Source organism: Methylobacterium sp. NPDC080182 (genome assembly GCF_050281105.1).
In the GTDB taxonomy this organism is placed as follows: domain Bacteria; phylum Pseudomonadota; class Alphaproteobacteria; order Rhizobiales; family Beijerinckiaceae; genus Methylobacterium.
On sequence record NZ_JBNNWO010000004.1, the window covers coordinates 284,969 to 304,261 of the forward strand.

20 protein-coding genes are annotated in these 19,293 nt (G+C 72.1%); 10 read left to right on the plus strand and 10 right to left on the minus strand.

The genetic code is table 11. The features are described 5' to 3' along the window. Nucleotides 1–46 precede the first annotated feature (46 nt). The gene (locus ACQKQD_RS09970; RefSeq protein ID WP_020092407.1) at nucleotides 47–520 is read right to left on the minus strand and encodes a hypothetical protein; all 474 of its coding nucleotides are present in this window, start codon (nucleotides 518–520) and stop codon (nucleotides 47–49) included. Nucleotides 521–707: 187 nt separating this feature from the next. Here ACQKQD_RS09970 and ACQKQD_RS09975 point away from each other — a divergent pair, with 187 nt between their 5' ends. After that, entirely contained in the window at nucleotides 708–1,826 is a 1,119-nt protein-coding gene (locus tag ACQKQD_RS09975) for an NADH:flavin oxidoreductase/NADH oxidase (RefSeq protein ID WP_427508230.1), read from the plus strand. A 9-nt stretch (nucleotides 1,827–1,835) separates the two neighbouring features. Here the strand turns inward: ACQKQD_RS09975 and ACQKQD_RS09980 are convergent, their stop codons facing one another. Then, entirely contained in the window at nucleotides 1,836–2,585 is a 750-nt protein-coding gene (locus ACQKQD_RS09980) for a phosphodiester glycosidase family protein (protein WP_091927307.1), read from the minus strand. 223 nt (nucleotides 2,586–2,808) lie between these two features. Here ACQKQD_RS09980 and ACQKQD_RS09985 point away from each other — a divergent pair, with 223 nt between their 5' ends. The 3 genes from ACQKQD_RS09985 (at nucleotide 2,809) to ACQKQD_RS09995 (ending at nucleotide 5,658) form a co-directional block, all read left to right on the plus strand. Continuing rightward, nucleotides 2,809–3,342, plus strand: coding sequence for a hypothetical protein (locus ACQKQD_RS09985; protein WP_091927252.1), 534 nt, complete (start codon nucleotides 2,809–2,811; stop codon nucleotides 3,340–3,342). 139 nt (nucleotides 3,343–3,481) lie between these two features. After that, nucleotides 3,482–4,786 carry an MFS transporter gene (locus ACQKQD_RS09990; RefSeq protein WP_026604804.1) on the plus strand — a complete coding sequence of 435 codons (1,305 nt, stop codon included), beginning with the start codon at nucleotides 3,482–3,484 and terminating at the stop codon, nucleotides 4,784–4,786. Between the two features lie 2 nt (nucleotides 4,787–4,788). Beyond that, nucleotides 4,789–5,658 (plus strand): amidohydrolase family protein, encoded by an 870-nt coding sequence (locus ACQKQD_RS09995; protein WP_427508231.1) that lies wholly within the window; start codon nucleotides 4,789–4,791, stop codon nucleotides 5,656–5,658. Nucleotides 5,659–5,697: 39 nt separating this feature from the next. Here ACQKQD_RS09995 and ACQKQD_RS10000 read toward each other — a convergent pair whose 3' ends face one another. From ACQKQD_RS10000 to ACQKQD_RS10010, 3 genes are all read right to left on the minus strand, one after another. Then, a complete protein-coding gene (locus tag ACQKQD_RS10000; protein ID WP_091682246.1) occupies nucleotides 5,698–5,895 on the minus strand; it encodes a hypothetical protein in 198 nt (65 codons plus the stop codon). Between the two features lie 68 nt (nucleotides 5,896–5,963). After that, entirely contained in the window at nucleotides 5,964–7,283 is a 1,320-nt protein-coding gene (locus ACQKQD_RS10005) for an MFS transporter (RefSeq protein WP_427508232.1), read from the minus strand. A 118-nt stretch (nucleotides 7,284–7,401) separates the two neighbouring features. Further along, the gene (locus tag ACQKQD_RS10010; protein ID WP_427508233.1) at nucleotides 7,402–7,962 is read right to left on the minus strand and encodes a cupin domain-containing protein; all 561 of its coding nucleotides are present in this window, start codon (nucleotides 7,960–7,962) and stop codon (nucleotides 7,402–7,404) included. A 165-nt stretch (nucleotides 7,963–8,127) separates the two neighbouring features. On the opposite strand from ACQKQD_RS10010, the gene ACQKQD_RS10015 reads away from it, so the two are divergent. Beyond that, nucleotides 8,128–9,462, plus strand: a complete 1,335-nt coding sequence (locus ACQKQD_RS10015; RefSeq protein WP_427508234.1) for an aspartate aminotransferase family protein — start codon at nucleotides 8,128–8,130, stop codon at nucleotides 9,460–9,462. A 225-nt stretch (nucleotides 9,463–9,687) separates the two neighbouring features. Further along, nucleotides 9,688–10,749 carry an SDR family oxidoreductase gene (locus tag ACQKQD_RS10020; RefSeq protein WP_427508235.1) on the plus strand — a complete coding sequence of 354 codons (1,062 nt, stop codon included), beginning with the start codon at nucleotides 9,688–9,690 and terminating at the stop codon, nucleotides 10,747–10,749. A 110-nt stretch (nucleotides 10,750–10,859) separates the two neighbouring features. Here the strand turns inward: ACQKQD_RS10020 and ACQKQD_RS10025 are convergent, their stop codons facing one another. Together ACQKQD_RS10025 and ACQKQD_RS10030 are read right to left on the minus strand one after the other, a co-directional pair. After that, nucleotides 10,860–12,152 (minus strand): ArgE/DapE family deacylase, encoded by a 1,293-nt coding sequence (locus tag ACQKQD_RS10025; protein WP_427508236.1) that lies wholly within the window; start codon nucleotides 12,150–12,152, stop codon nucleotides 10,860–10,862. A gap of 99 nt (nucleotides 12,153–12,251) precedes the next feature. Continuing rightward, the gene (locus ACQKQD_RS10030; RefSeq protein WP_427508237.1) at nucleotides 12,252–13,142 is read right to left on the minus strand and encodes a LysR family transcriptional regulator; all 891 of its coding nucleotides are present in this window, start codon (nucleotides 13,140–13,142) and stop codon (nucleotides 12,252–12,254) included. Between the two features lie 117 nt (nucleotides 13,143–13,259). On the opposite strand from ACQKQD_RS10030, the gene ACQKQD_RS10035 reads away from it, so the two are divergent. The 4 genes from ACQKQD_RS10035 to ACQKQD_RS10050 all read left to right on the plus strand — a co-directional run bounded on the left by ACQKQD_RS10035 (nucleotide 13,260) and on the right by ACQKQD_RS10050 (nucleotide 16,272). Further along, nucleotides 13,260–14,246: an NAD(P)H-dependent flavin oxidoreductase gene (locus tag ACQKQD_RS10035; RefSeq protein ID WP_427508238.1), complete on the plus strand. Its 987-nt coding sequence runs from the start codon at nucleotides 13,260–13,262 to the stop codon at nucleotides 14,244–14,246. Between the two features lie 145 nt (nucleotides 14,247–14,391). Next, nucleotides 14,392–15,030 carry a L,D-transpeptidase gene (locus ACQKQD_RS10040; RefSeq protein ID WP_427508239.1) on the plus strand — a complete coding sequence of 213 codons (639 nt, stop codon included), beginning with the start codon at nucleotides 14,392–14,394 and terminating at the stop codon, nucleotides 15,028–15,030. 212 nt (nucleotides 15,031–15,242) lie between these two features. Continuing rightward, nucleotides 15,243–15,728, plus strand: coding sequence for an SRPBCC family protein (locus ACQKQD_RS10045; protein WP_012318087.1), 486 nt, complete (start codon nucleotides 15,243–15,245; stop codon nucleotides 15,726–15,728). Between the two features lie 199 nt (nucleotides 15,729–15,927). After that, the gene (locus ACQKQD_RS10050; protein WP_020092423.1) at nucleotides 15,928–16,272 is read left to right on the plus strand and encodes a hypothetical protein; all 345 of its coding nucleotides are present in this window, start codon (nucleotides 15,928–15,930) and stop codon (nucleotides 16,270–16,272) included. Nucleotides 16,273–16,483: 211 nt separating this feature from the next. Here ACQKQD_RS10050 and fdhE read toward each other — a convergent pair whose 3' ends face one another. From fdhE to fdxH, 3 genes are all read right to left on the minus strand, one after another. Further along, entirely contained in the window at nucleotides 16,484–17,479 is a 996-nt protein-coding gene (gene fdhE / locus ACQKQD_RS10055) for a formate dehydrogenase accessory protein FdhE (RefSeq protein WP_427508240.1), read from the minus strand. 4 nt (nucleotides 17,480–17,483) lie between these two features. Beyond that, nucleotides 17,484–18,206, minus strand: a complete 723-nt coding sequence (locus tag ACQKQD_RS10060; protein ID WP_427508241.1) for a formate dehydrogenase subunit gamma — start codon at nucleotides 18,204–18,206, stop codon at nucleotides 17,484–17,486. 148 nt (nucleotides 18,207–18,354) lie between these two features. After that, nucleotides 18,355–19,287 (minus strand): formate dehydrogenase subunit beta, encoded by a 933-nt coding sequence (gene fdxH / locus ACQKQD_RS10065; RefSeq protein ID WP_020092426.1) that lies wholly within the window; start codon nucleotides 19,285–19,287, stop codon nucleotides 18,355–18,357. Between the last annotated feature and the right edge of the window lie 6 nt (nucleotides 19,288–19,293).

Genomic DNA, 19,293 nt, shown 5'->3' on the forward strand with positions numbered 1-19,293 from the left:
CGCCGCTTGCGCGTTGACGGGCGATCGCGGCCCGCCTCAATCCGCCTCAATCCGCGTCAGCGCCGTCGTCGTCGGTGTCGATATCGACCGTCGGCGCCGGCTGCGTCAGGGCGGGCGCGTAGGTCCCCGCGGTCGGACCTGTGGTGACCGAGGCCGGGACGCGCCGGGCGTTCGGCTCGGACGGGATCAGCGTCGCGGTGGCGGCCACGAGGCCGGCGAGGGACCGGACGTCCTGCGGCTGCCGCGGATCGCGCGAGATCAGCGTCGCCTCCTGTTGCAGGCGGAGATTGCAGGCCTCCGAAGGCAGGCCGCCGTTCGGCGTGCAGGCATCGTGCCGGGCACAGGCGGCGTCGAGGGCGTCGATCGGCGGGAGCGGCGCGTTGTTGCCTGGCCCGCAGTAATTGCCGTGGATCAGCATCTTCGGCCCACCGAAGGCGGCGGGCTGGGCCTGGGCGGTGCCCGCGAGGGCGGCGCAGCCGGCGGCCAGGGCGAGCGGGACGGCGAGTCTGGTGAGCATCATCTGGACCTCGGGCGATCTCGCCCCCTCAGGCGGTTCGCGTCGATTGCCGCGATGCGGCGACAGGCCAGGAAACGGGCGGCCACATCCGCAAGTTCCCGCACCGCCCGCCCGCAGAGGTGCTCTGCCGCACCGCACTGGCCGCCGCGCCCGTCCTGAGCCAGAGTGAACCCTCCACCAGGAGTTGCCGATGACCGCTCGCCTGTTCGAACCGCTGACACTCGACGCGCTCACGCTCGAGAACCGCATCCTCGTCGCGCCGATGTGCCAGTACTCGGCGCGGGACGGCGAGGCGACCGACTGGCACATGATGCATCTCGGCCAGCTCGCCATGTCGGGGGCCGGCCTGCTGACCCTGGAGGCCACCGCGGTCTCCCCGGAGGCGCGGATCACCGCCTGGGATCTCGGCCTCTACAACGACGGCTGCGAGCGGGCGCTGGGCCGGGTGCTCGACGCCGTGCGCGAGTACGCGCCGATCCCGGTCTGCATCCAGATCGCCCATGCCGGGCGCAAGGCCTCCAGCGAGGCCCCCTGGGCCGGCGGCCAGCAGATCCCGCCGGAGCACGCCTACGGCTGGCGCACCGAGGCGCCCTCGGCGGTCGCGCACGGGGAGGGCGAGGTCCCGCCCAACGCCCTCGACGCCGCCGACCTGAAGCGCGTCCGCGACCAGTTCGTGGCCACCGCCAAGCGGGCCGTGCGCCTCGGTATCGAGGCCGTCGAGCTGCACGGCGCCCACGGCTACCTGCTGCACCAGTTCCTGTCGCCGATCGCCAACAAGCGGACAGATGAATACGGCGGCAGCCTCGCCAACCGCATGCGCTTCCCCCTCGAGGTCTACGACGCGGTGCGGGATGTCGTGCCCGCCGGCAGCCCGGTCTGGCTGCGGGTCTCGGCCACCGACTGGGTCGAGGACGGCTGGGATCTCGACGAGACGGTGGAGCTGGCCCAGGCGCTCAAGCGGGCGGGATCGCCGGCGCTCCACGTCTCCACGGGCGGCGTCTCGCCCAAGCAGGCGATCAGGCTCGGGCCGGGCTATCAGGTGCCCTACGCCGAGCGGATCAAGGCCGAGACGGGCCTCACCACCATCGCGGTCGGGCTGATCACCGAGGCCCGGCAGGCGGAGACGATCCTGCAGGAGGGCCGGGCGGACGCGATCTCGCTCGCCCGCGCCATGCTGTACGATCCGCGCTGGCCCTGGCACGCCGCCGCCGAGCTCGGCGCCCGGGTGCGCGCGCCCAAGCAGTACTGGCGCTCGCAGCCGCGGGAGTACAAGGACCTGTTCAAGGACACGGCCTTCGGCCAGCGCTGAGGGCGGCCCTCACCGCGGCAGCGCGCCGACCAGCGGCCCGAGAGGGCGGCTGATGTCGGTGCGGCCGAGGTTCGGCGCGTAGAGGCTGGAGACCGAGCCGTCGAGGAACAGGGCGTTGCGGCAGCCGAGATCGTCGCGGAACAGCCGCGCGAAGGCCCCGAAGGTCACCGGGCGCTCGGAGATCGCGAAGATCGCCACGTGCCCGTCGCCGGGCACGCCGACGCCGTTGCGGATCTTCTGGCTCGGCCCGTCGGCGGCGATCTTCGGGTGGATCTGGCCGTCGATCACCAGCATCGGCCCGGACTGCGTGGCGAAATCCGGCCGGATCTTCGCCCGCAGGTAGCGGGACGTGTCGACCACCCCGGCGCGCTCACCCTTCAGCCAGAAGATCCCGTTGGGCTTCAGGTGGAAATTGCCCGGCCCGTCCGCCGTGGAGACGCGCTTCAGCTCGTGCCCGTTCTCGACGTAGAGGCCGACCGGCGCCTGGTCCTTGTCGTACATGCCGGCGTTCATCGCGAAGGCGAGGCGGCCGCCCTGCTTCTCGGCGAGGGTGCCGAGGGCGCCGTAGGGCTTGCCGTCGTCCTGGAGCCAGAACAGCCGCAGCCGCTGCTTCCGGAGGTCGATGGTGCAGACCGTGAAGGTCTCACCCTGCGCCTCGACCGCCCGGCAGGGCTCCGTCGCGGCCGGGGCGGCCGCCCGGGCCGGGGCCGCGAGGGCGAGCAGCGTGATCAAGAGGGCGTGAGCCGGGCGCAGCATCATCATTCGTTCCAGGCAGCTCGGGGACGGCGAGTCGGGGACGGCGAAGCTCGTTCGGCCCGCCCTTCGCCCTGGAAAGCGGCGAATTTCGTGTCCGAGCCGCGCCCGCATGGGTCCGGACGCGGCCGGGTGCGTCTCGCGACCGCGCGCCGCGGCCGGGGCTGGACCGTTTTACCGGTTCGAGCGTTCTTAGCCGCAGAGGGCGTGTTTCCACGGAGATGACGTGATGAAGGGTGCAGTGCTCGGCTCGGCCCTGCTGGCGGCAGGTGCTCTGGCCTTGGCGCCGGCCAGCGCGGACGCGCGCGGCTTCGGCGGCGGCGGCTTCCATGGCGGCGGTTTCGGCGGCGGCTTCCACGGTGGCGGGTTCGGCGGCGGCTTCCGCGGCGGCGGCTTCGGCGGGTTCCGCAACGGCGGCTTCGGCGGCGGCTTCCGGGGCGTCGGCTTCCGTCCGGGCGGCTTCGGCTACGGCCGCGGCTTCTACGGCCGGGGCTACGGCTGGCGCGGCGGTTACGGCTACCGCGGCGGGTACGGCTACGGGCTCGGCGGCCTGGGCCTCGGTGTCGGGCTCGGCCTCGCGGCCGGGGGCCTCTACGGCGGCTACGGCTACCCGGGTTACGGCTACGGTTACGGCGGCGGCTACGCCCCCGTCGGCTACGGGTACGGCGGCGATTACGGCTACGGCGGCGGCTGTTACACGGTCCCGCGGGTGCGCTGGACTCCCTACGGCTACCGGCGGGTTCTGGTCGAGCGCTGCTACTGAGCGTCGATCGAGCGTGAAAAGAACGGGACAGGCCGCCTCCGGGCGGCCTTTTCCTTTCCGGTTGCTTGCGTGATCCGCCGCATCGTTGGACAGCTCTGCCCGGGACGCTGATACTGGTATCGGGCGGCGGGAGGCGGTGATGAGTTCAGCAACCGGGCAGGGGCCCACGGGCGTGGACGCGGTCGAGATCCGCGACGCCAGCCTCACCGCCTTCTACCGATCGATGACGCCGCCGGAGCGGCACACCTTCTGGGCGTGCGCCGCCGGCTGGTGCCTCGACGGCATGGACTTCATGATCTACCCGCTGGTGATCGGCACGATCATGGCGCTGTGGCACGTCGATGCCGGCACGGCCGGGCTCGCCGCCACGGTGACGCTGCTGGCCTCGGCGCTCGGCGGCTGGCTCGCGGGCTTCGTCGCCGACCGCATCGGCCGGGTGCTGACGCTGCAGATCACGATCCTCTGGTTCTCGCTGTTCTCCCTCCTCTGCGCCTTCGTGCAGAACTTCGAGCAGCTGCTCATCGCGCGGGCGCTGCTCGGCCTCGGCTTCGGCGGCGAGTGGGCGGCCGGCGCCGTGCTGATCGGCGAGACGATCCGGGCCGAGTATCGCGGCCGGGCGGTGGGCTCGGTCCAGTCCGGCTGGGCGATCGGCTGGGGCCTCGCGGTCCTGTCGCAGGCGGTGCTGTTCTCGCTTCTGCCGCCCGAGACCGCGTGGCGCTGGATGTTCGCGGTGGGCGCGCTGCCGGCGCTGCTGGTGTTCTACCTGCGCCGCTACGTGAAGGAGCCGGAGGTCGCCGCCGAATCCCGCGCCCGGGCCGCCGCCACGGGCGACCGGCCGCAGATCTGGGAGATCTTCTCCGGCCCGATCCTCAAAACGACGCTGCTCGCCTCGCTGGCGGCGGCGGGCTGCCAGGGCGGCTACTACGCGATCACCACCTGGGTGCCGCGCTTCCTGACCACAGAGCGCCACCTGTCGATCGTGTCCTCCACCGGCTACCTCGCGGCCCTGATCATCGGCTCGTTCACCGGCTACCTCGTGGGCGCGTGGCTCGCCGACCGGCTCGGCCGGCGGCCGCTGTTCCTGATCTTCTCGCTTGGCGCCATCGCGGTGATCGTGGCCTACACGCAGATCCCGCTCTCGAACGGCGTGCTCTGGGTGCTGGGCTTCCCGCTGGGCTTCTTCGCCTCCGGCTACTTCTCCGGCATGGGCGCCTTCCTGACCGAACTGTACCCGACCCGCCTGCGCGGCTCGGGGCAGGGGTTCTGCTACAATTTCGGCCGCGGCATCGGCGCCCTGTTCCCGGCGCTGGTCGGCTACCTCGCGGAGCGCGCCGGTCTCGCCTCGGCCATCGCGATCTTCGCGGCCGTCGCCTACGGGATCTTCTTCCTGGCGGCCTTCGCGCTGCCCGAGACGCGCGGCAAGGTCCTGCACGCGGATTCCTGATCATGCCCGAGATCCGAGACTGCCCCGCCCCGGACCCGCATCCGGAAGGCCCGACCCGCTACGCCGTGCCGGAGGGTGCGGTCGACACGCACGCCCACGTCATCGGCCTGCCGCCGGACTATCCCCTGGTGGCGGACCGCAGCTACACGCCCCCGGCGGCGCCGGCCGAGCGGTATCTGGCGATGCTCGACGGGACCGGCATGGCCAACGGTGTGCTGATCCAAGTCAGCGTGCACGGCACCGACAACCGGCTGATGGTCGAGACGCTGCGCGCCCACCGGCGGCGCCTGCGCGGCGTCGCGGTGATTCCGCTCGGCCTGCCCGACGCCGAGCTCGCCGCGCTGAAGGAGGCCGGCGTGGTCGGCCTGCGCCTCAACGTCCTGTTCGGCGGCGGGGTCGGGCTCGACGCGGTCGAGTCCTACGGGGCGCTCGCCCGCGAGATGGGCTGGCACCTCCAGTTCCTGCTCGATGCCCGCGAGCTGCCGGCGATCGCCGGCCGCCTGGCGCGGCTGCCCGTGCCGCTGGTCTTCGACCATATGGGCCACATGCCGACCTCGGCGGGCGTGGACCATCCGGGGTTCCGGGCACTGCTCGGCCTCGTCGCCGACGGCAACTGGGTGAAGCTCTCGGGCGCCTTCCGGGACTCCGTCACCGGGCCCCCCTACGCCGACACGATCCCCTTCGCCCGGGCGCTCAACGACGCCGCGCCGGAACGCTGCCTCTGGGGCTCGGACTGGCCGCACGTGGCCGCCTGGGACGGGCCGCCGCGGACGCGGGAGCTCCTCGACCTGATGGCCGACTGGGTGCCGGACGCGGACCGGCGCCGGATGGTGTTCGTCGACAACCCGCGGCGGCTCTACGGCTTCGGGTAAGGGCGGACCGACGGGCGGCGGGCGCGCGGGGCGCCGCCGTCACACCCGCAGGTCGACGCTCTGGCCCTGTCCGGGAGGGGCCGGCGGGCCGGCGCTCGCCGCCTGGGCGGCGCTGTCCGCCACCAGCCCGGCGACCGCCTTGTCGGCGGAGAGCTGCTGCTTGGCGACGGCGATGCCGATCTGCTGGTTCTGGGACGAACCCAGCATCTGGACGGCGGCTGCGGCGATCGAATCCATGCCGCCGATCCTGGACCACCGGTCTGAATCCCGCGTTACCCGGATCCGGCGCCTTTGACCGGTCGCGCTCACCCGTCGAGGAAACCCCGCTGCCGCGCCCGGTAGCCGCCGATCGCCGTGACGCACAGGAACGACACGCCGGCCAGCGCCGTGCCGAACACCGCGATCGGCCACCAGTGGCCCTGGAAGCGCTCAGCCAGCACGGTGCCGACGATCGGGGTGAGGCCGCCGGCGAGCGCGCCGCAGAACTGGTAGGCGATGGAGATCGCCGTGTAGCGCACCCGCGTCGGGAACGCGCCCGCGAGGTAGCCGGCGATCACCGCGTAGAAGGTCGCGCTGCCGACCACGTTGAGGGCGAGACCCAGCACGATCAGCGGCACAGACTTGGTCTCGACCAGCCAGAACAGCGGGTAGGGGGCCAGCATCGCCCAGACCAGCGTCCCCTGGAGGAACAGACGCTCGTTGCGGATCAGCTCGGCGATCCGGGCGCCCACCGGGGTCATCACCAGCTGGACCACGGCGGCGATCAGCAGGGCGTCGAGGATCGTCGCCCGCGCGATGCCGAGATACTGCGTGGTGAACGCGATCATGAAGGTGTTGAACAGGTAGACCGAGGCGATCGCGAAGGTGTTGGCCCCCGCCGCCAGCAGCACCGGCTTCAGGCAGGTCGTCAGCACCTCGCGCACCGGCGCCGGCGGCGGCCCGCCGGCGGCCCGGGCCTTCTCGAAGGCCGGGGATTCCGCGACGCCGAGGCGGATCGCGAGCCCGACGCCGAGCAGCAGGATGCTGACGAGGAACGGCACACGCCAGCCCCAGCTCAGGAAGCTCTCCTTGTCGAGGAGGCCCGCGAGCCGGAAGGCCAGCAGCGACAGGATCTGCCCGGCCGGGCTGCCGAGCTGCGCGAAGGAGGCGAAGAAGGTGTTGCGCCCGGCCGGCGCGTGCTCGGCGGCCATCAGCACCGCCCCACCCCACTCGCCGCCGACCGCGAGACCCTGGATCAGCCGCAGGACGACCAGCATCACCGGCGCCCAGAGGCCGACCGACGCGTAGGTCGGCAGCAGGCCGATACACGAGGTGGCGATGCCCATCATCACGAGCGTCGCCACCAGGGCGCGCTTGCGCCCGAACCGGTCGCCGAGATGGCCGAAAATCAGGCCGCCGAGTGGTCGTGCGAGGAAGCCGACCGCGAAGGTGCCGAAGGCCGAGAGCGTCGCGATGTAGGGCGATTCCGCCGTGAAGAAGAGCGGCCCGAACACCAGGGCCGCCGCCGTGCCGTAGATGAAGAAATCGTACCACTCGATCGTGGTGCCCACGAAGGCCGCGAGCGCCGCGCGCGCCGACTGGTTCTGTCCGGGCCCGGCGGCCGGGCTTGCGGTCGTGACGGCCATCGATCCTCGCGCGGCATTATGAATTCAAACGCCGCCCTGCATGCGCCAGTCTGCCGGCCGACCGCAACGCCTGCACGCGACAGGGCGAGCGTTTCATCCGCCGCAGCCGGGCTCCGTCTCAGAAGCTCGGCGGCGTGCAGGCGCTCACCACCTCGCAGGGGTTGGGCCCGACGCAGCGGAACCGGTGCGGGCGGCGGCTGTCGAAGCTGTAGGCGTCGCCGGGGCCGAGGATCCGGCGCTCGGCATCGACCGTCACCTCCAGGCGCCCGGAGAGCACGATGCCACCCTCCTCGCCCTCGTGGGAGAGCGGCACCCGGCCGGTATCGGCGCCCGGCTCGTAGCGCTCCTTGAGGATCTGGAGCTTGCGTCCGAACAGGCTGTCGCCGACCTGACGGTACGAGATCGCCCCCTTGGCGGCCCGGCGGCCGATCTCGGTGAGGTCCTCGGCGGCGAAGAACGCCTTGCGCTCCAGCTCCGGCTCCAGGGCGAAGAACTCGGCCATGCCGATCGGCACCCCGTCGAGGATCCGCTTCAGGGCGCCCACCGACGGGTTCACCCGGTTGGCCTCGATCAGCGAGATCGCCGAGTTGGTCACGCCGGCGCGCTTGGCGAGGGTCCGCTGCGACAGGCCGTGGCGGGCCCGAACGAAGCGCAGGCGCGCGCCGACATCGATGCTCATCCGGCCAGGGCCCGTTTCAGGTGTTGCGGATCCCGCAACGGTGCCACCCGCGGCCCCGATCCTGCAAGGGGTTGGCGGCGACCAGAAAAGGACTTGTTGCCCGATCGGCGAAGGTGTCCCCTGGTCCCGCCGCCGATCCGCGTCGCCCGTCCCGGAGAACCGCCCATGACCGACCATCCGCTCCGCAACACGCCCGCGATGGACGCCTTCTGGATGCCGTTCACGGCCAACCGCCAGTTCAAGGCGGCGCCGCGCCTGCTCGTGTCGGCCGAGGGCATGCACTACACCGCCGACGACGGCCGCAAGGTCCTCGACGGCTCCGCGGGCCTCTGGTGCGTCAATGCCGGCCACGGGCGGCGGGGCATCGCCGCCGCGGTGGAGCGTCAGCTCGCGACCCTCGACTTCGCCCCGACCTTCCAGATGGGTCACCCCGTCGCCTTCGAGTTCGCCGAGCGGCTGGCCGAGATCGCCCCGGGCGGTCCGGACAAGCGCCTCGACCGGGTGTTCTTCACCAATTCCGGCTCGGAATCGGTCGACACCGCCCTCAAGATCGCGCTCGCCTACCAGCGGGCGATCGGGCAGGGCACGCGGACCCGGCTCGTCGGCCGCGAGCGCGGCTATCACGGCGTCGGCTTCGGCGGCCTGTCGGTCGGCGGCATCGTGTCGAACCGGCGGGTCTTCCCGCAGCTCAACGGCACCGACCACCTGCGCCACACCCACGACCCGGCCCGCAACGCCTTCGTGAAGGGCCAGCCCGAGCACGGGGCGGAGCTCGCCGAGGATCTGGAGCGGCTGGTGGCGCTGCACGGAGCCGAGACCATCGCGGCCTGCATCGTCGAGCCGGTGGCGGGCTCCACGGGCGTGCTGATCCCGCCGAAGGGCTACCTCGAGCGCCTGCGCGAGATCTGCACCAAGCACGGCATCCTGCTGATCTTCGACGAGGTCATTTCCGGCTTCGGCCGTCTCGGCGCGCCGTTCGCGACCGACTTCTTCGGCGTCGTCCCCGACCTCGTGACCAGCGCCAAGGGCCTGACCAACGGCACGGTGCCGATGGGCGCGGTCTTCGCGAGCCGCGCGGTCCACGACGGCCTGATGCACGGCCCGGACGGGATCGAGCTGTTCCACGGCTACACCTATTCCGGGCACCCGATCGCCTGCGCGGCCGGGATCGCGACGCTGGACATCTACCGGGAGGAGGGGCTGCTCACCCGCGTCGCCGACATCGCCGACGACTGGGCAGCGGCGATCCACGATCTGCGCGGGCGCAAGGGCGTCATCGACATCCGCACCATCGGGCTCGTCGCCGGCGTCGAGCTGGCGCCGCGGCCGGACGCGCCGGGCAAGCGCGCCTACGAGGTGTTCGTGGACTGCTTCGAGCGCGGCCTGCTCACTCGGGTGACCGGCGACATCATCGCCCTGTCGCCGCCGCTGATCATCGAGCGCGGCCAGATCGGCGAGATCGTCGACATCCTGGGCGCGGCGATCGACCGGGTCGCCTGAGAACCCTCCGGTCTTTGCGAGCGGAGCGAAGCAATCCAGGGTCGCGCCACGGTTGCAAACGTCCCGCCGCCCTGGGTCGCTTCGCCACGCTCGCGATGACGGGGGCTCGCGATCACACAACCCTTGCGCGCCGCAAAGGCGTCCCCGCCGCGCGGCGGGGTTGTCGCGACACCACCCGCGCCCATCTGCCCCGGACCCGGATTTGGGCCGGGCACGAGGGTTTCCATGTCGAACACCGCCCTGATCGTCGGCGCGAGCGGGATCGTCGGCAGCGCCACCGCGGCGCTGCTCCACCGGGAGGGCTGGCACGTCGCGGGCCTCGCCCGCCACCCCGTGCGGCAGGACGGCGTCGCGCCGGTGACCGGCGACCTGCAGGATCCGGCCTCGCTGGAGGAGGCGCTCTCCAACCTCGCCCCGAGCCACGTGTTCCTGGCGACCTGGCAGCGGCGCCCGACCGAGGCGGAGATGATCCGCGTCAACCGGGCGATGGTGGAGAACCTGCTCGACGCGCTCCGCCCTAAGAAGAGCGTCCGCCACGTCGCCCTGGTAACCGGGCTGAAGCACTATCTCGGCCCGTTCGAGGCCTACGGCAAAGGCACCCTGCCGCAGACGCCGTTCCGCGAGGACCAGGGCCGCCTCGACATCGAGAACTTCTACTACGCGCAGGAGGACGCCGTGTTCGCGGCCGCCGCCCGCGACGGCTTCACCTGGAGCGTCCACCGCCCGCACACGATCATCGGCAAGGCGGTGGGCAACGCCATGAACATGGGCACGACGCTCGCCTGCTACGCCACCCTGTGCCGGGAGCTGGGACGCCCGTTCGTCTTCCCGGGCTCGGCCGCGCAGTGGAACGGCCTGACCGACATGACCGACGCGCGGCTCCTCGCCCGCCAGCTGCTCTGGGCATCGACGGAGCCGAGGGCCGCCAACGAGGCGTTCAACGTCGTGAACGGCGACGTCTTCCGCTGGAGCTGGATGTGGGGCCGGATCGCCGCGTGGTTCGGGATCGAGGCGGTGCCGTTCGACGGCACGCACCGGCCGCTGGAGCCCCGGATGGCGCAGGACGGCCCGGCCTGGGCCGAGATCGCGCAGCGCTACGGTCTGGCCGAGCCGAACCTCGAGAAGCTGGCCTCGCCCTGGCACACGGATGCCGATCTCGGCCGGCCGATCGAGGTCGTCACCGACATGAGCAAGAGCCGCCGCCTCGGCTTCACCGCCTACCAGCCGACGGACGACGCGTTCTACGATCTGTTCGCCCAGCTCCGCGCGGACCGGCTGATCCCCTGACGGAGGACACCACCGTCATCGCGAGCGCAGCGAAGCGACCCAGGGATGCACGACGCCCGTGAGCGCAGCGCTGCCCTGGATTGCTTCGCTGCGCTCGCAAGGACGGCGGCTCACCCCGCCTTCCGCTCCGTCCCGCACCACTCGGCCACGAACAGCGCCATGGCGGTCGTGATCCGCTTCACCGAGGCGAGGCTCACGCGCTCGTCGAAGCCGTGGATGTTCTGGGAGGTCGGGCCGTAGCAGAGGGCCGGCACCCGGTCGTAGAGGGCGTGCACCCGGGTATCGAGGTAGCCCGCCGTCATGAAGCTCTGAAGCGGCGACCCGATCGCCCGCTCGTGGGCGCGGCCGAGCACGGCCTCGGCCTCCGAGCCTTCCTCCAGCACGTAACCCTCGGCGAAGAAGCCGTTGAAGACCACCCGCGGCGGGCTGTTGGCCAGGAACGGGTCGGTGCGGGAGAAGCCCGCCACCGCGGCCTCGATCTCGGCAGCGGCCTGCGCGGCGGTGACGCCCGGGTAGAGCGCCACCCGGCAGTGGATCCGGCACCAGGCCGGGACCGAGGAGGCCCAGTCGCCGCCCTCGATCTTGCCGATGTTGAGATTGATCGGGTGGTCCTCGGTCTCGAAATGCGGGTGCGCGGCCTTCTCGGCGTTCCAGCGGGCCTCGACGGCGCGCAGCGCGCCGATCACCCGGTAGGTGGCGTCGATGGCGTTGGCGCCCGCGCCCATCTCGCGGACATGGACCGGCACGCCCCGCACCTCGACGGTGAACCAGAGCACGCCGGTATTGGCGCGCACGAGCTTCTCGTCCTCGGGCTCGGGGATCAGCACGGCGTCGGCGCGGTAGCCGCGCAGATGGGTCATCAGGGCGCCGTTGCCGGTGGATTCCTCCTCGACCACCGACTGCACCGTCACGGAGGCCGCCGGCTGCAGGCCGAGGCGCGCCAGGGCGTCGAGGGCGAACAGGTTAGCGGCGTGGCCGGCCTTCATGTCGCCGGCACCGCGGCCGTACATCCAGTCACCCTGGATCACCGGGTCGAAGGGCCGGTGGGTCCAGAGGTCGGCGGGCCCCGGCGGCACCACGTCGACATGGGCCTGCAGGATCAGCGAGCGGCCGGTCTCGGTGCTTGGCCGGTGGTGGCAGACGACGATCGGCGCGTCCGAATGGTGCGCCTCGTCGATCTTCGAGCCGCCCGGATGGTCCGCGATGGCCGCCCGGTCCATGGCGAAGCGCTCGGTGGCGTAGCCGCGGGCGCGGAACTTATCGAACACGTAATCCTGGCAGGCATGCTCCTCCCCGCGCAGGGACGCGAACCGAACCAGCGCCTGCGTGTGGGCGACCTGATCGGCGAAACCCTCCGCCACGGAGGCTTCGATCTCGGCGGCGAGGGTGGGGTCGAGGGCCATGGGAACTCCGAACCGTCTGCGGCCGGGAGGAAGCGCCCGGGCCCGGGCCGCTGTCAACCGGCGGTTGCCGAGAGCATGGCGCGTGCCGGAACCGGGATCCTAGGTCACATCCGGGAGCGCCGTCCGCACCTGCTCGGCGAACCGCGCGAAGGCCGCGCTCGGCCGATCGTCGGCGCGGTGGATCAGCAGCGTCGGGACGTGCCCGTCCCCGTCGGGCACCGGGTGAACCGAGACCCGGCCCGCGCGGTGCGCCGGCTCTGCCACGGCCCGCGGAACCAGGGTCACGCCCAGGCCGGCCGCCACGCAGCCGAGGATGCCGTCGAGGGTCCCGAATTCCATGCGTCGCACATGCACGAGGCCCTGGCGGGCCAGGAACGCCTCCAGGCGCCTCCGGTACGAGCAGCCGGCCCGGAACACGAGCACCTTCGCGTCGCGCGCCCGGGCCAGCCGGTCGAGCAGCGCCGCGAGGTCGCCGACGGCCGGGTGCGCCACCAGCACCAGCTCCTCCGTGAAGACCGGGATCCCGACGAGGTCGGCCTGCGCGACCGGGCCGGCCACGAAGGCCCCCTCCAGACTCCGGTCGAGGACCCGGGCGATCAGGTGCTCGGTCGGGCCGGTCTCCAGCTCGATGTCCACCTCCGGGTGACCCGCGGCGAAATCCGCGAGCGGACCGGGCAGGCGCAGGGCCGCGGTCGTCTCCATGGCGCCGATCCGCAGGGGTCCGCGCGGCTCGCCCTCGGCCAGCAGGGCGTGGCGCGCCTCCGCGAGCAGCTGCCCGACCTGGAGCGCGTAGGGCAGGAGCCGCTCCCCCGCCCGGGTCAGCGTCACCCCGCGGCTGCCGCGGTGGAACAGCGGCACGCGCAGGGCCTGCTCCAGGGCGCGGATCCGGCCTGTGACGTTGGACTGGACGGTGTTGAGCCGCGCCGCCGCCCGCCCGATGCCGCCGGTCTCGGCCACCGCCGCGAAGAACATCAGGTCGGTGCTGTTCATGTCATCTGCTTTTCCGATGCCTTCCTTCAGAAGGAATCATTTTTTCCGCCATCGCGCGAGCGCTAATCCCTGGCGGGCGACGCGCGCAACCGAGACGCTACCCGGGGGAGGGGATCCATGGCCTTGAGGACCAGACTCACCGACGCCTTCGGGCTGCGACACCCGATCGTGCTAGCCCCCATGGACCCGGCCTCGGGGGGTGCCCTCGCGGCGGCGGTGAGCGCCGCCGGCGGCCTCGGCCTGATCGGCGGCGGCTACGGCGACCACGCGACGCTCGACCGGGAATACGCCTGCGCGGGCAATCAGCGGGTCGGCTGCGGCTTCATCACGTGGTCGATGGCCCGGGACCCATCGCTCCTCGACGCGGCGCTCGCCCGGTCGCCCGCGGCCCTGATGCTCTCCTTCGCGGATCCCGCGCCATTCGCGGACCGGATCCGCGCCGCCGGCGTGCCGCTGATCTGCCAAGTGCACACCCTGGCGCATGCGAGGCGTGCCCTGGAGGTCGGCGCGGCCGCGGTGGTGGCGCAGGGGACGGAGGCCGGCGGCCACGGCCTCACCGCCCGCGGCACCGCGGCGTTCGTCCCGGCGGTCGCCGACCTGATCGCCCGCGAGCGCCCCGAGACGCTGCTCCTCGCGGCGGGCGGCATCGCGGACGGGCGCGGCCTCGCCGCCGCCCTGGCGCTGGGGGCCGACGGTGTCCTGATGGGGACCCGGTTCTGGGCCAGCCGGGAGGCGCTGATCCACCCGGCCGCGAAGCAGCGGGTTCTCGCCGCGACCGGCGACGACACGATCCGCACGCAGGTCTACGACATCGCCCGCCAGCGGGCCTGGCCGGAGCCCTATACCGGCCGACTCCTGCGCAACGCCTTCATCGAGACGTGGCACGGCCGCGAGGACGCGCTGCGCGCGGCCTCGGCCGAGCGGCGCCGGGACGTGGAGGATGCCGACGCGGCGGGCGACTACGACGTCGCCAACGTCACGGTCGGCGAAGCCGTCGGGCTCATCGCCGACCTGCCGGGCGCCGGCGACCTCGTCCTGCGCATCGCCGAGGAGGCCGAGGCCGCGATCCGCCGGATCTCCGGCATGGCCGCGGCTGCGCCGTGAGGGCGCCGCCAGGGTGCTGTGATGGTGCTCAGCAAAGCGTGACTACGCAGGGTTGCCGCGGACCGGAACCTCGGTGTTGCCGACGGTTTAGCGTGACGGCAAACCGTCGCGGTTTCTCGAGGCGCGTCTCGAGTCGGAGTCGCTCATGCGTATCGGTCTGATCTCCGTCCTGTCCGGGCTGCTCCTGTGCGCGGGGATCCCCGCGACGGCCAGCGCGGACGTGCTCGTCAACGTCGACAAGACCACCCAGCGCATGGAGGTCTCCGTCGACGGCCAGCCGCGCTATTCCTGGCCGGTCTCGACCGGCGTCGCGAGCTACGACACCCCGTCCGGCGCCTACCGCCCGTTCCGGATGGAGCGCACGCACTTCTCGAAGGAGTGGGACGACGCGCCCATGCCCTTCGCGATGTTCTTCACCACCCAGGGCCACGCCATCCACGGCACCAACCACGTCCGGAGCCTCGGGCGCGCGGCCTCGCACGGCTGCGTGCGCCTGTCGGTGCGCAACGCCGCGACCCTGTTCAACCTCGTGAAGAGCCAGGGCATGGGCCGGACGCGGGTGGTGATCGAGGGGGCGGATGTTCCGATGGCGGACCGTGGCCGGCGCGGCACCCGGCTCGCCCGGAACCGCAGCCCCTACGAGCCGGACGATCTGCTGGCAAACAGCGATCAGATGGGGCGCCGGTCGGTCCCGGCCTATTACCGCCCGGCGGCCCGGCCGGCCTACGCGCCCGCGACGGTCTACGGCTACCCGGCCTACGCCGACGAGACGGACGGCTGGTAGGCCGGATCGCGGCCCAGGCCGCGAGTATCGGCCGCTCGGCGCCACGACGGCCCCTGCGCGCAGACAATCACCGACCGCGTCGTCTGACCGCGAAAGTCATGCGCCGCCGCTCCCGCCCATTGCCGAGCGCGCCCTCCCGGCCTAGCTCCTGCGCGGCCATCAGAGCCTGCGCGGCCCCTGCCGCGACCTGAGACGGACGGAGACACCCCGAGATGCCCTTCGCTTTCTGCCGGTCCCTTCCCCTCGCCGCCCTGGCGCTCGCCGCGGCCACCGTGCCGGGCTACGCCCTCGAGGTGACGCGCTCGGCCGACATCGCCGCGCCGCCGGCCAAGGTCTGGCAGACCATCGGCGAGTTCTGCGGCATCGGCGACTGGCACCCCGCCATCGAGAAGTGCGTCCTGTCGGACAAGGACGGCATGAAGGTCCGCACCCTCAGCCTCAAGGGTGGCGGCACCATCAAGGAGGAGCAGGTCTCCCGCGACGACAAGGTGATGAGCTACACCTACACGATCCTGGAGAGCCCGCTGCCGGTCTCGGACTACAAGTCGACCCTCTCGGTCGCCCCCGCCGGCTCCGGCTCGAAGGTGACCTGGACCGGGACCTTCAACGCCAAGGGCGCGCCGGACACGGTCGCCACCGACGCGATCCAGGGCATCTACGATTCCGGCCTGAAGGCGCTCGCCGACAAGGCGAAGTAAGCCCGTCACGATTCGGAGCGCGCCGCCGACGCCGGATGCCGGCGGCGCGCACCAAGTCCCTCCGGCAACAGCGGAATCGCGCGTTCGCGGCGAACCGCGTCCCGCGCTTCGCGCCCCTTCGGCATGTCGCCGGGGCGATTGACCCCTTGCCAAGCTCGGCTCAGAACCTCGGCGGCGCGGCCCCTCGCGCCCCAACAGGATGATCGCCGTGCCCGCGTCCCGCCTCCCGATGCGCCTCAGCCTCGTCGCCCTCGCCGTCGCGGCGCTGGGCGCCTGCCAGCAGCGCGCCACGCCCGCGGTCACCGAGCCCTCGCCGATCGTGCCGGCGCCCCTGGCCCTGCCCACGGGCAGCGGTTGCGGCCCGGAGATCGCCCGCACGAAGGCGATCGTCGACAGCGACGTGGCCACCGGCAACCTCAACAAGCCGGTGGGCGACCGCTTCAGCGCCGACCTCGCCCACGCCGCCGCGGAGTGCTCGGCCGGCAAGTCGGGCGAAGCCCTGCACCTGCTCGCCGCCGCCAAGAGCCGCTACGGCTACCGCTGAGCGCGGGGCTTTCCTTTCCCGCCGCGTTGCAGGATCGCGCTGTCGATCCTGCAGGCGCGTCCGACCCGGCCCCTCATCCCGCGGTGCAGAGCGCGGCGGAGGTCTCGAAGGCGGCCTCCAGGCGCCGCGCGCTCCCTGGAACTCTCCCTCGAGGGCCACCGACACGGCCACCTCGGGACGAGGCCGTCGGTCGGGATGGGCGCATCCCGCGCTAGATCACGAACAGCAGGTTCAGTCCGGCGCGCCGGAACCCGTCCTCGGCGATCTTCAGGTCGAGCCCGTAGGACGCGATGTCGTCCGCCACCGGGTCGAGGGCCGGCGCCCGGTGCTGGTGGAGGTGCTTGATGTAGCTGTGGCAGGTCGTGCAGGTCTCGACCTGGACGTCCTTCGAGACCTCATCGAGCCCGTAATAGCTGACACTCTCGCCGTCGCCGCAGGCGGTGCAGCGGATCCGGACGTGGTTCCAGTACGTGCCGCAGACTGAGCAGCTGAGATACCGGGCCTTGTCGGCCGGGGTCCAGGAGACGATGACGCTCGCCACCGGCGCGCCGCCGCAGCACGGGCAGACGCCGTCCGCGACGGGCTTCAGCGTCCGCGTGTCGAGGCGCGCGGCCCGCTCGGCGAAGCGCACCTGCAACGCGGCTGAGACGAACAGGCATTCGGCGATCCGGTCGACCGGCAGCGCGCCCTCGAAAACCTGCACGGCGAGATCGCGGCGCTCCTCCGGCGCGGCGGCTCGCAGGGCATCCCGCGCCGCGCCCGAGGCCTCGGGCGCGGTCGCGAGATCCAGCGCGTCGAGCAGCGCCAGGAGGCACGCGTCGAAATCCTGGTCGGCCTCGAGGCTGTGCCGCGACAGCGGCGGCATGCCGTGCTCGCTCCGCAGCGCCTGATCGGCGGGATCCGGCGCCGGCGGGGCCGGAAACCGTGCCTGGATCGCCGCCTGGGCGCGGGCGACCTCACCGACGAACCGGAGATAGGCCTCCAGCGGGTGCCCGGGCGCGGCCTCCGCCAGGCGCGCGGCCCGGTCGGCGAACAGCGTCGCGGGATCGGGCAGGCGCACGAACGGGACCGAGCCCGAGATCCCGATCTTGTCGGGATCGGGCTTGAGCTCGCTGAAATCCCGGCGGCGGGGCTTCGGGGCCTCGGCGGGTTTCGGGGTGTTGTCCGCGGCCGGAGCCGCGGGTTTCCGCCTGAAGAAGTTGGCCACGCGATCAGGATCCGCGCTTGTTCACCGAGCCGCGGCGCGCCGGGCCGCCGGCCATCTGACGGAACCACTTGCGGTGGTGCCGGTAGGCCCAGCCGCCCGTGACCGTGCCGCGGACCATCGCCCGGCCGGTGCCGCGCACCCAGATGCCGGCGTAGACGTGCACCACGATGATCGCGATGGCGATGACGGCGGCCAGCGAGTGCGCGAGCAGCGCCCAGCGCTGGGTCTCGATCGAGGTGAGGCCGCCGAAATAGGTGTTCCAGATCACGAGGCCGGTCACGAACATTACGCCGATCAGCGCGGTCTGGCCCCAGAACACGCCCTTCTGGCCGGCATTGTACTTGCCGAGCTCCGGCAGCCGGTCCTCGCGGTTGGTGACCACGTCGCCGATCTTCTTCGACCACTCGACATCGTCCTTGTTGGGGATGTTGAGCCGCCAGAAGCGCACGAACAGGAAGAGGAAGCTGATCGCCAGCGCCACGCCGAACCACGGGTGGACCGCCCGGGTCGCCTGTCCGCCGCCGAACAGGCCGGTCAGCGAGAACAGGTAGGGCGTGAACATCGCCAGCCCCGAGAGGGTCAGCAGCGTGAACAGGATCGCGGTGATCCAGTGGTTCACGCGCTGCACGCCGGTGTAGCGCGGGACGTACATCACCTCCGGCGCCTCGGACTTGGCGTGGTGGAGGGGGCGGGAATCGCCGTCCCGGACATCGTTCTGGATCGTCATCGGCCTTCACTCGCCTGACGGGGCCGCCCGTCGCGGCGGGCGGGCCGTGAAACTCGAAATCGGGTCTGGCGCCCGAGCCGTCTCCGCCCTGCCGAAACCGTTCGGCGCGGCGCTCCCTCCCCCCGCGGGGGAGGGAGACCGTCGCGTCTCAGTGCGGCCGGGCCTCGCCGCCATTCTCCCGGCGCTTGGCCTCGTCGTACTCGACCGCCTCTTCCTCCTCCTCGGGCACGACCTCGTTGGGGCCGGCCGTCACGTAGTGGAAGAAGCCCGCCACCGCCGCGAAGCCCATCGCGGCGAGACCGAACACCTTGGCGCCGCCCTTCCAGAAGGCGACCAGCGGCGAGATCTTCGGGTCGTTCGGCAGGCCCGCGTAGAGGTTCGGCTGGTCGGCGTGGTGCAGCACGTACATGACGTGCGTGCCGCCGACGCCGGCCGGGTCGTAGAGGCCGGCATGCGCGAAGCCGCGCGACTTCAGGTCCTCGACGCGGTCGTGGGCCTGATCGATCATGGCCTGCTTGGTGCCGAACATGATCGAGCCGGTCGGGCAGGCCTTGGCGCAGGCCGGGGCCTGACCCACCGCCACTCTGTCCGAGCACAGGGTGCACTTGTACGCCTTGTGGTCGGTCTGGCTTATGCGCGGGATGTTGAAGGGGCAGCCCTTCACGCAGTAGCCGCAGCCGATGCAGTTCTCCTCGATGAAGTCGACGATGCCGTTGGAGTACTGCACGATCGCGCCGGGAGACGGGCAGGCCTTCAGGCAGCCCGGCTCGGTGCAGTGCATGCAGCCGTCCTTGCGGATCAGCCATTCGAGGTTGTTGGTCTCCGGGTTCTCGTACTCGGTGAACCGCATCAGGGTCCACGACTTCGGCGTGAGGTCGTGGGGGTTCTGGTAGGTGCCCGTGTTGACACCGATGTCGTCGCGCAGGTCGTTCCACTCCTCGCACGCCGACTGGCAGGCCTTGCAGCCGATGCACTTCGACACGTCGATGAGTTTGGCGACCTCCACCTGACGGCGGATCTCCGGCGGCGTCTCCGTGGAGGCGGAGCGCTGGCGGATGTCGAGGGAGCTGTAGTCAGCCATGTCTGC

Excerpts from the sequence above, each read along its gene's own strand:
- ACQKQD_RS09970 (WP_020092407.1), bottom strand. The coding sequence starts at position 520 with ATGATGCTCACCAGACTCGCCGTCCCGCTCGCCCTGGCCGCCGGCTGC.
- ACQKQD_RS09975 (WP_427508230.1), top strand. The coding sequence starts at position 708 with ATGACCGCTCGCCTGTTCGAACCGCTGACACTCGACGCGCTCACGCTC.
- ACQKQD_RS09980 (WP_091927307.1), bottom strand. The coding sequence starts at position 2,585 with ATGATGCTGCGCCCGGCTCACGCCCTCTTGATCACGCTGCTCGCCCTC.
- ACQKQD_RS09985 (WP_091927252.1), top strand. The coding sequence starts at position 2,809 with ATGAAGGGTGCAGTGCTCGGCTCGGCCCTGCTGGCGGCAGGTGCTCTG.
- ACQKQD_RS09990 (WP_026604804.1), top strand. The coding sequence starts at position 3,482 with ATGAGTTCAGCAACCGGGCAGGGGCCCACGGGCGTGGACGCGGTCGAG.
- ACQKQD_RS09995 (WP_427508231.1), top strand. The coding sequence starts at position 4,789 with ATGCCCGAGATCCGAGACTGCCCCGCCCCGGACCCGCATCCGGAAGGC.
- ACQKQD_RS10000 (WP_091682246.1), bottom strand. The coding sequence starts at position 5,895 with ATGGATTCGATCGCCGCAGCCGCCGTCCAGATGCTGGGTTCGTCCCAG.
- ACQKQD_RS10005 (WP_427508232.1), bottom strand. The coding sequence starts at position 7,283 with ATGGCCGTCACGACCGCAAGCCCGGCCGCCGGGCCCGGACAGAACCAG.
- ACQKQD_RS10010 (WP_427508233.1), bottom strand. The coding sequence starts at position 7,962 with ATGAGCATCGATGTCGGCGCGCGCCTGCGCTTCGTTCGGGCCCGCCAC.
- ACQKQD_RS10015 (WP_427508234.1), top strand. The coding sequence starts at position 8,128 with ATGACCGACCATCCGCTCCGCAACACGCCCGCGATGGACGCCTTCTGG.
- ACQKQD_RS10020 (WP_427508235.1), top strand. The coding sequence starts at position 9,688 with ATGTCGAACACCGCCCTGATCGTCGGCGCGAGCGGGATCGTCGGCAGC.
- ACQKQD_RS10025 (WP_427508236.1), bottom strand. The coding sequence starts at position 12,152 with ATGGCCCTCGACCCCACCCTCGCCGCCGAGATCGAAGCCTCCGTGGCG.
- ACQKQD_RS10030 (WP_427508237.1), bottom strand. The coding sequence starts at position 13,142 with ATGAACAGCACCGACCTGATGTTCTTCGCGGCGGTGGCCGAGACCGGC.
- ACQKQD_RS10035 (WP_427508238.1), top strand. The coding sequence starts at position 13,260 with ATGGCCTTGAGGACCAGACTCACCGACGCCTTCGGGCTGCGACACCCG.
- ACQKQD_RS10040 (WP_427508239.1), top strand. The coding sequence starts at position 14,392 with ATGCGTATCGGTCTGATCTCCGTCCTGTCCGGGCTGCTCCTGTGCGCG.
- ACQKQD_RS10045 (WP_012318087.1), top strand. The coding sequence starts at position 15,243 with ATGCCCTTCGCTTTCTGCCGGTCCCTTCCCCTCGCCGCCCTGGCGCTC.
- ACQKQD_RS10050 (WP_020092423.1), top strand. The coding sequence starts at position 15,928 with ATGATCGCCGTGCCCGCGTCCCGCCTCCCGATGCGCCTCAGCCTCGTC.
- ACQKQD_RS10060 (WP_427508241.1), bottom strand. The coding sequence starts at position 18,206 with ATGACGATCCAGAACGATGTCCGGGACGGCGATTCCCGCCCCCTCCAC.
- fdxH (WP_020092426.1), bottom strand. The coding sequence starts at position 19,287 with ATGGCTGACTACAGCTCCCTCGACATCCGCCAGCGCTCCGCCTCCACG.